This window comes from Nonomuraea sp. NPDC003201 (assembly GCF_053590415.1).
Genome location: NZ_JBSFTC010000407.1, coordinates 1 through 8,024 on the forward strand (window position 1 = coordinate 1; position 8,024 = coordinate 8,024).

Consider the following 8,024-nt stretch of genomic DNA (forward strand, 5'->3'; position numbering starts at 1 on the left):
CGCCGACAGCCACGCACGCCACCGCGCCGGAGTGCGGGCCCAGCCGCAGGGACGGCCCGGCGTACAGGGCGCGGCCGGGCCACAGCCACACCGCCGCCTCCCCGCCCACAGCTTCCCGGACCGGAGGCGACGGACAGGTCCGTGAAAGCGCTGACATCGACGTCTCCCGCAGGCTTGCCGGATGATGAAGGTTCATCGGAGGATACGGTGCGCTTGTTCACCCATCGGCATCGCGTTGTCCTGCGGCACAATCGTGTGATGACCGATCATTTGTTGCCTTTCATCGGCCTGTGCCTGCTGATCACGATTACGCCCGGTCTCGACACTGCCGTGGTCGTCCGCAGCACGATGAAGTCCGGCCGGTCAGCGGGTATGCGGACCGCGCTCGGTTGCGCGGCGGGGCTCTTCGTGCACGCCACGCTGGTCGCCTTTGGTCTGGCGGAGCTGTTGTTGCGCAGCGAGGCGCTGTTCGCGCTCGTCAAGTTCACCGGTGCGGTGGTCCTGGTCGTCCTCGGCGCCCGCTCGCTGTGGGCGGCGTGGCGTATCGGCCCCGCGCATGGGGGCGTCGAACCGGACCTCACCGAGCCCGAACGGCGCAGCACGCCCTTCCTGCAGGGGCTCCTGACCAACCTCACGAATCCGAAGGCCACTCTGTTCTTTCTGGCCGCTCTCCCGCAGTTCGTGCCGGCCGGCTCGCCGGGCCAGGCCGTGCCGGTCGCTCTGGGACTGGCGATGATCGCTGTCGCCTTCAGCATGACCGGGCTGGGCCTGATCGCCCTGAGCGTGCACCGCGTTCGTCACCTCCTCCGCTCCCGGCGCGTCCGGCGCGTCCAGGAGGCGCTCCTCGGCGCCACCCTGATCGCGCTCGGAGTCCGGGTGGCCACCGAGTAACCCCCGGCCGTGCTCCGTGCCCGTCAGCCACGCTTGGCCTGCCGGCGGACCTTGCAGAGCAGCCGGCCCTGCACCAGCCCCGCCGGGACCCCTCCTCCGTCAGGTGCGGCAGCTTGCGCCGGTCGTCATGCGGTGCCGTGTGCCGGACGATCAGCCCGTTGTCCTCCAGCCGGCGGACGACGTCGGCCATCGTGGACCGGTCGAGCGCCACCGCCGAGGCCAGCGAGCCCTGGTCGACCGCGGTGAGGACCGCGAACTGGGGACCTGTCAGGACGTGTTCGACCACACGCGTCCACAGGGCCACGTACGACTGGTGGAGCCGCCGGGCCACATAACCGGGTGCCGCGAGAAGCGCCTTAGGGGTGGGGATCGCGCCCCTATCGCCGACTTGCCCGATTCATGTGCCATGGGCCCGCCTAATCATGACCCTGCGGCCGACGGCCCGGCCGTCGCCTCAGAGCGCCACCGTGCGGAAGCCCGCGTTGCCCATGCTGGAGTCGGGCGTGTTCGACGATCTGGCGGCGTTGCGGTAGCGGTTGCAGTAGGAGTCGTGGCACAGGTACGAGCCGCCGCGCAGGACCCGGAGCCTCGGGGCGACCCGGGAGCGCGGGTCGTGGACCCGCGCGCGGGTCCGCTTGGCGTACGCCCGCGGGTCGAACGGGTCGTCGCACCACTCCCAGACGTTGCCCACGGTCTGCCAGAGCCCCAACGCGTTCGGGCGGTAGGTGCGCACGGGCGCGGTGCCCGGCCAGCCGTCCTCGGCGGTGTTGTGGTCGGGAAAGGAGCCCTGCCAGATGTTGGCCTGCCAGTCGCCCCGCGCGTCGAGGAGGTCGTCGCCCCAGGGGTAGCGGGCGCCTTCGAGGCCGCCGCGCGAAGCGCGTTCCCATTCGGCCTCGGTGGGCAGGCGCCGCCCGGCCCAGGCGCAGTAGGCCCGGGCGTCGTTCCAGGTCACGTGCACGACGGGGTGATCTTCATGGTCGAGCAGGTCGGAGCCGGGGCCTTCCGGATGCCGCCAGCTCGCGCCTTCGACGGCGAGCCACCAGGGAGCGCGCGGCGAGCTGCCGATGACGTCCGCCCGCGGGTGGACCAGGGTGTGGAAGACCGCCGACATCCCCGCGAGCTCCGCCTCGGTGCGATAGCCCGTCTCGCCGGCGAAGCGGGCGAAGTCGGCGTTGGTGACGGTGGTCGCGTCGATGGCGTACGCGTCGAGCGTCACCTCGTGCGCCGGCGACTCGCCGTCCCCGGCCAGGCCGTCGCCGAAGGGGTCGCCCATGCGGAAGGCGCCGGCCTCGACGTGGCACTGCTCGATCAGGTGGGCGCCGCGCCCGGCGGGAATCGGCTCGCGGCCCGGGGTGGCCGCCAGGTTCGGCATGCAGCAGGAAGAGGGGTCGGACCTATCGACAGGGGATGACACTTGTGTCATGGTATCACCATTCCACTTGTGGCACGGTTAACTCCGTTACAACGACGGGCCCATTTGATGAAGCTTGAGATTCTGCTGCTCGGCGCGCTGCTCCATCGCCCCAGCACCGGCTATGAGCTGAAGAGGTTCTTCGACACGCACGGCCGGTTCATGCGCTCGAACACGACCATGAGCCAGGCGTACCGGACGCTGGCGGCGATGGAGGAGCGCGGCTGGGTCGAGCACACGATCGAGGAGCGCGCCGGGGCGAGCAACGCCAAGCGCTACCACGTGACCGAAGAGGGCCACACGGTCTTCACCGACTGGCTGACGCGCCCGTACAACCCGCCCACGCGTTTCCAGGACCCCGACCTGTACGCGCGGCTGGGCAGTGCCGGGTTCATGACGGTCGAGCAGGTGATCGGCATCCTCGACGTCGAGATCAACACCCGGGTGGCGGAGGTCGCGCGGTACCGCCACCGTGACCGCAGCCGGTTCGACGAGCCGCCGCGGGGCTACGACGCCGAGCTCGGCGGCCAGATGGACGAGTGGCTCCACCGGCGCGGGGCCGAGGCGATGGACCGCCACATCGCCTCGCTCATCGAGCTGCGCCGGAGGCTCCTCGACGGAGAGCCGATCAACGCCGATCACGCCGAGGAGGCGACGCGATGAGAGCCATCATCCTCATGTTCGACAGCCTGAACAGGCACATGCTCGCCCCTTACGCCGACACCTTCGTCGACGCGCCCAACTTCGCGCGGCTGGCGGCCAAGGCCGTGACGTTCGACAACTTCTACGCCGGGTCGCTGCCGTGCATGCCGGCGCGGCGTGAGATGCACACCGGCCGGTACAACTTCCTGCACCGCAGCTGGGGCCCGCTGGAGCCGTTCGACGACTCGATGCCGGAGCTGCTCAAGCGGGCGGGCGTGCACACGCATCTGGTCTCCGACCATCCGCACTACTGGGAGGACGGCGGCGCGACCTACCACACCCGTTACAGCACCTGGGAGTTCTTCCGCGGCCAGGAGGGCGACCCGTGGAAGGGCGTGGTCGCCGACGACGGCGCCCCGGCGAGCCCGTACGGGGCGATGAAACGGCAGGACGTGATCAACCGCACGTACATGCCGACCGAGGCCGAGCACTCGCAGACCCTGACCGTCGACGCCGGTCTGCACTTCCTGGAGACCAACGCCGACGCCGACCGGTGGTTGTTGCAGATCGAGCTGTTCGACCCGCATGAGCCGTTCTTCACCCACCAGCACTACAAGGACCGCTACCCGCACGACTATGACGGGCCCGCGTTCGACTGGCCGCCGTATCAGAAGGTGCTGGAGCCGCAGGCACAGGTCGAGCACGCCCGCCTGGAGTACGCCGCGCTGGTGTCGATGTGTGACCGCTCGCTCGGCCGGGTGCTGGACTTCATGGACGAGCACGGCATGTGGGACGACACCCTGCTCGTCGTCAACACCGACCACGGCTTCCTGCTGGGCGAGCACGGCTGGTGGGCCAAGTCGGTGATGCCGTGGTTCAACGAGCTGGTGCACCTGCCGATGTTCCTGTGGGACCCGCGGACCGGCGGGCGGGACCGGCGGCGGGGTGAGCTGGCGCAGACCATCGACATCGCGCCGACCGTGCTGCGCTACTTCGGCCAGGAGCCCACCCCTGACATGCAGGGCGCGGACCTCGCCCAGGACGGGCCGCTGCGGGAGGGTGCGCTGTTCGGCATCCACGGCGGGCACGTGAACGTCACCGACGGCCGCTATGTCTACATGCGCGCGGCCAGGGAGGCGGCCAACGGGCCGCTGGAGGAGTTCACGCTCATGCCCACCCACATGCGCACCCGGTTCTCGGTGGCGGAGCTGCGGGACTGGGAGCCGGCCGAGCCGTTCGCCTTCACCAAGGGCCTGCGCACGATGCGGATGCCGGCCTCCCCGAGCTGGATGAACCCGTGGCAGCACGGCACCCTGCTGTTCGACCTGCACGAGGACCCGGCGCAGGAGAGCCCGATCGTGGACGACGACGTGGAGCTGCGGATGATCGAGCTGCTGCGCCGTCTGATGGTCGAGACCGACGCCCCGCCCAGCCAGTTCGAGCGCCTGGGCATCCCGCGCGAGGGCGCGGTCACCCGCGAGCACCTGCTGGTCCGCGAGCAGCGCGAACGCGCGGCGGCCGTCGCCGTGCCGCTGCCCACGGGCGCGGAGTTCCAGGCTCCTGCCCTGCTCCGCGCTCCTCTTCTGGAGCTGCTGGGCGTCGCCGGCGCCAAGGACGTCCTCGCGCAGGAGGCGCCGGCCCTGGTCCAGTCGGAGCTGCTCGCCGCCCCCGCCCCCATGAGCCTGCTGGACCTCGCCCGTCTCGGCTTCGTGCCCGCCGCGGTCCTGAGCCGCATCGACGAGCAGTTCGGCCTTCTTACGGCAACACCCGCCGCCTCGATCGACTGAGGCGACGGTCTCTCTATCGCAACACTGCAGACAGGGGCACCGCATGGATGCCAGCGCCTCCACCGCGTCCGTACAGCCAGGAGCGGCTCAGGCCGCCAACGTCCCCCACCGCTGGCGCAATCTCGCCGTCCTTTCCGGCGTGAGCGTCGTCGACAACACCGAAGCCGGTCTCATCAACACCGTCTTCCCCACGCTCGCGGCCGCGCTCCGGCTCAACAGCGGTCATCTCGGCATCATCGCGGCGCTCGGCAAGATCGCCAGCGTTCCGGCCGGCCCGTTCTGGGTGTGGCTGTCCAGCAAGATCGGCCGTCGTGGCGCGCTGGTCGCCACGACGGTGACCGGCGGACTGTTCGGCATCGCCGCCGGTTTCTCCCAGAACTTCGTCCAGCTCCTCATCTGCTGCACCCTCATGTCCGCCGCGGTGATCGGCGGCTCGCCCATCGCCATGGCCGTCATCGCCGACTCCTTCGCCGACGAGCAGCGGGCCCGGGCGAACGGGATCTTCTTCGGTACGCTCCAGCTCGCCGCCATCGTCCTCGCGCCCGTCATGGCCGTCTTCGTCGGACGCGAGGACGGCTGGCGCTGGGCGCTGTGGACCCTCGGCGGCGTCTGCATCGTCGCCGGGTTCGTCGTCGCCGCCTTCTTCACCGATCCGGGCATCGGATCCTCCGAGAAGCAGCTCGCCGACCTCGCGAACGAGGACCGGACGAAGGCGAAGGTCACCGTCGCCTCCGTGGTCGGGCTGTTCCGCATCCCCACGTACAGCGTGATGATGGTGAGCCGGCTCCTGTCGGGACACCTGCTGATCGCCATCTTCGGCGTGCAGTTCCTGGTCACCGAGCGCGGCATCGACAACGCCACCGCCATCCTGGTGGCGCTCCCGTTCGGCATCGGCTACAGCGTCGCCACGCTGAGCGCCGGCTTCATCCTGCCCCGGCTCGACCGGCTCATGCCGAGCAGGGGACGCGTCCTGGTCCTGCAACTGGCCCAGATCCTGTTCGCCGTCATCGCCTTCTTCGGCACGCAGTTCCGGTACGAGACGATCGCCACCTACGCGGTCTTCTGGGCCCTGCTGGGCGCCTGCCAGGGCCTGAACCCGCCGGTCAACCGGCCCATCGTGGCCGGCGTCGTGCTGCCGGAGCTGCGCGGGCAGGCGTACGCGATCTGGCTGACGGTGTTCGAGACGATCGCCTGGGCGCTGTTCTCGCTCCTGGCCGGCTCGCTGGCGGCAACGCTCGGCATCCAGGGCGTGTTCCTGTGGGTGCTGGTCATCCTGATGATCGTCAACGGCCTCCTGCTCTCCGTCCTGTACGTCACCTACCCGCGCGACACCGCCCGGATCGGGCAGCAGCTCGAACTCCGCCGCCGGCAGGCGCTGGCGGACTGACACCCGGTCACGACGTCTCCCGGTGAACCACACTGGCCCAGACGTCGGGCTCGGCCGGGGGCGTGTCCTCGACCCCGAGAGCATGGAGCGCGCGATGGGCGACGTACCTGCCCAAACCCGCCACATCCACGCGCACGCTCGTCAGCGCGGGCACCAGCAGCCGTGCCAGGGGACTGTCGTCGTGCCCGACCACCGCGAGGCGGCCGGGCAGGGCGATCCCCGCGCGCACGGCCGCCCCCACGACGGCGGCCGCGATGTCGTCGTTGTAGGCGACCACCCCGGTGACGCCGGAGTCCACCCAGTCACGTACGGCGTCGGCCGCGGAGCCGTCCTCGTCGGAGACCGGCCGCACGTCGGCGATCTCGAGGCCGAGCTCCGCGGCACGCGTCCGCGCCAGGGAGGCGCGGAGGCCGGCGAGCAGCTCCAGGCGCGGGTCACCCGTGAGGGCGACGGCCAGCCGGGCGTGGCCGCGCTCGTGGAGATGCTCCACCTGGAGGGCCGGCCCGGCCCGCAGGGACGGCACCTCGTGCAGCTCGGAGGGCTCATCGCCGCCGAAAAGCAGCCGCGCACCCGCCTCCCGGCGCAGGACGTCGAGGTCGTCGCGGGGGAGGGGGACGACCGGGACGACGAGGTCGGGGTCGAGCGTCTCCCACAGCGGGCGGGAACGGCCGCCCGCGTGACGGGTCCAGGTCACCAGCGAGTAGCCGGCGCGGTCCAGGACGAGGGTCGCCTCCTCCAGGTAGCGGCGCAGGCTGTGCTCGACCGGCCAGTCGGGCAGGATGAACAGGACGATGCGGTTGCTGCCCCGGGCGAGGGCCTGGGCGGCGGCGTGCGGCCGGTAGCCCAGGCGCGCGGCCTCGGCCAGCACCTTGCGCCGGGTGGCCTCCGAGATCGTCTGGCCCGGGGTGTCGTTGATGACGAAGCCCACCGTGGCCCGGGAGATCCCCAGGGACCGCGCGATGTCGCTCGCCGTCACCCGGCGTTCCCGTCCGCCCATGGCCGCCCTCCCGTTTCCCGACATGGCACTTGCGCGCGCTAGTGCCCCAAGGTTAGCGTCACATCGCCGGCAGCTAGCGCGCGCTAGCTCCCCTCATCCCGCAGGACAGGAAGGTCACGACATGACCGACGGACGACCCGTCGTCGAACGGCTCACGCTCGAGGAGAAGGCGCGGCTCGTGTCCGGCGCCAGTTTCTGGACGACCGCGGAGGTTTCGCACGCGGGCGTGCCGTCCGCGCTGCTCACCGACGGCCCGCACGGCGTACGCCTGCAGCGGGCCGGGGTCGATCACCTCGGCCTCGCCGACAGCATGCCCGCCACGGCGTTCCCCACCGCGGCGGCACTGGGCTCGTCGTGGGACGACGGCCTCCTGCGCGAGGTCGGGGAGGCGCTCGCGGTCGAGGCCAGGGCGCTCGGCGTGGACGTGCTCCTCGGCCCGGGCGTCAACATGAAGCGCTCACCGCTGTGCGGGCGCAACTTCGAGTATTTCGCCGAGGACCCGCTGCTGGCCGGCGTCATGGGCGCCGCGTGGGTCGCGGGCCTGCAGTCGCGCGGCGTCGGCGCGTCGGTCAAGCACTTCGCGGCCAACAACCAGGAGACCGACCGCATGCGCGTGAGCGCGGAGGTGGACGAGCGCACCCTGCGGGAGATCTACCTGCGCGCGTTCGAGCACGTCGTGCGCGAGGCGCGGCCGGCCACGATCATGTGCTCGTACAACCGGGTCAACGGCGTGTACGCGTCGCAGAACCCCTGGCTGCTCACGACGGTCCTGCGCGAGGAGTGGGGCTTCGACGGCTACGTGGTCTCCGACTGGGGCGCGGCTACGGCGGACGGTCAGGCACCGTTCGAAGCGGTCCACCGCCTCGGCGTCCCTGCCCAGCTGGAGCAGGAGCTCGCCCAGGCTGTGGC

General features: G+C 71.0%; 7 protein-coding genes and 1 pseudogene. 5 read left to right on the plus strand and 3 right to left on the minus strand.

Annotated features, from left to right (window positions below; genetic code table 11):
• The first annotated feature begins 141 nt into the window (after positions 1-141).
• Positions 142-891, plus strand: coding sequence for a LysE family translocator (locus tag ACWDX9_RS55850; RefSeq protein ID WP_449970908.1), 750 nt, complete (start codon positions 142-144; stop codon positions 889-891).
• Between the two features lie 127 nt (positions 892-1,018).
• Here the strand turns inward: ACWDX9_RS55850 and ACWDX9_RS55855 are convergent.
• Both ACWDX9_RS55855 and ACWDX9_RS55860 read right to left on the minus strand, forming a co-directional pair.
• A pseudogene (locus ACWDX9_RS55855) lies at positions 1,019-1,222 on the minus strand (MarR family transcriptional regulator); the annotation flags it as partial.
• A 123-nt stretch (positions 1,223-1,345) separates the two neighbouring features.
• Positions 1,346-2,305, minus strand: coding sequence for a formylglycine-generating enzyme family protein (locus ACWDX9_RS55860; RefSeq protein WP_449970911.1), 960 nt, complete (start codon positions 2,303-2,305; stop codon positions 1,346-1,348).
• Between the two features lie 66 nt (positions 2,306-2,371).
• Here ACWDX9_RS55860 and ACWDX9_RS55865 point away from each other — a divergent pair, with 66 nt between their 5' ends.
• Genes ACWDX9_RS55865 through ACWDX9_RS55875 form a run of 3 tightly spaced genes read left to right on the plus strand, consistent with a single transcriptional unit; the run spans position 2,372 to position 6,118 of the window.
• The gene (locus ACWDX9_RS55865; protein WP_350741099.1) at positions 2,372-2,965 is read left to right on the plus strand and encodes a PadR family transcriptional regulator; all 594 of its coding nucleotides are present in this window, start codon (positions 2,372-2,374) and stop codon (positions 2,963-2,965) included.
• Positions 2,962-4,731, plus strand: a complete 1,770-nt coding sequence (locus ACWDX9_RS55870; protein ID WP_449970914.1) for a sulfatase — start codon at positions 2,962-2,964, stop codon at positions 4,729-4,731. Before ACWDX9_RS55865 ends, ACWDX9_RS55870 begins: the two co-directional genes overlap by 4 nt.
• A gap of 43 nt (positions 4,732-4,774) precedes the next feature.
• Positions 4,775-6,118 (plus strand): MFS transporter, encoded by a 1,344-nt coding sequence (locus ACWDX9_RS55875; protein ID WP_449970916.1) that lies wholly within the window; start codon positions 4,775-4,777, stop codon positions 6,116-6,118.
• Positions 6,119-6,125: 7 nt separating this feature from the next.
• Here ACWDX9_RS55875 and ACWDX9_RS55880 read toward each other — a convergent pair whose 3' ends face one another.
• On the minus strand, positions 6,126-7,115 hold the full coding sequence (locus tag ACWDX9_RS55880) for a LacI family DNA-binding transcriptional regulator (protein WP_449970918.1): 990 nt from the start codon (positions 7,113-7,115) through the stop codon (positions 6,126-6,128).
• Positions 7,116-7,236: 121 nt separating this feature from the next.
• Between ACWDX9_RS55880 and ACWDX9_RS55885 the strand changes: the two genes are divergently transcribed.
• Positions 7,237-8,024: glycoside hydrolase family 3 N-terminal domain-containing protein (locus ACWDX9_RS55885; RefSeq protein ID WP_449970919.1), on the plus strand; the 788-nt coding region annotated here is incomplete at its 3' end.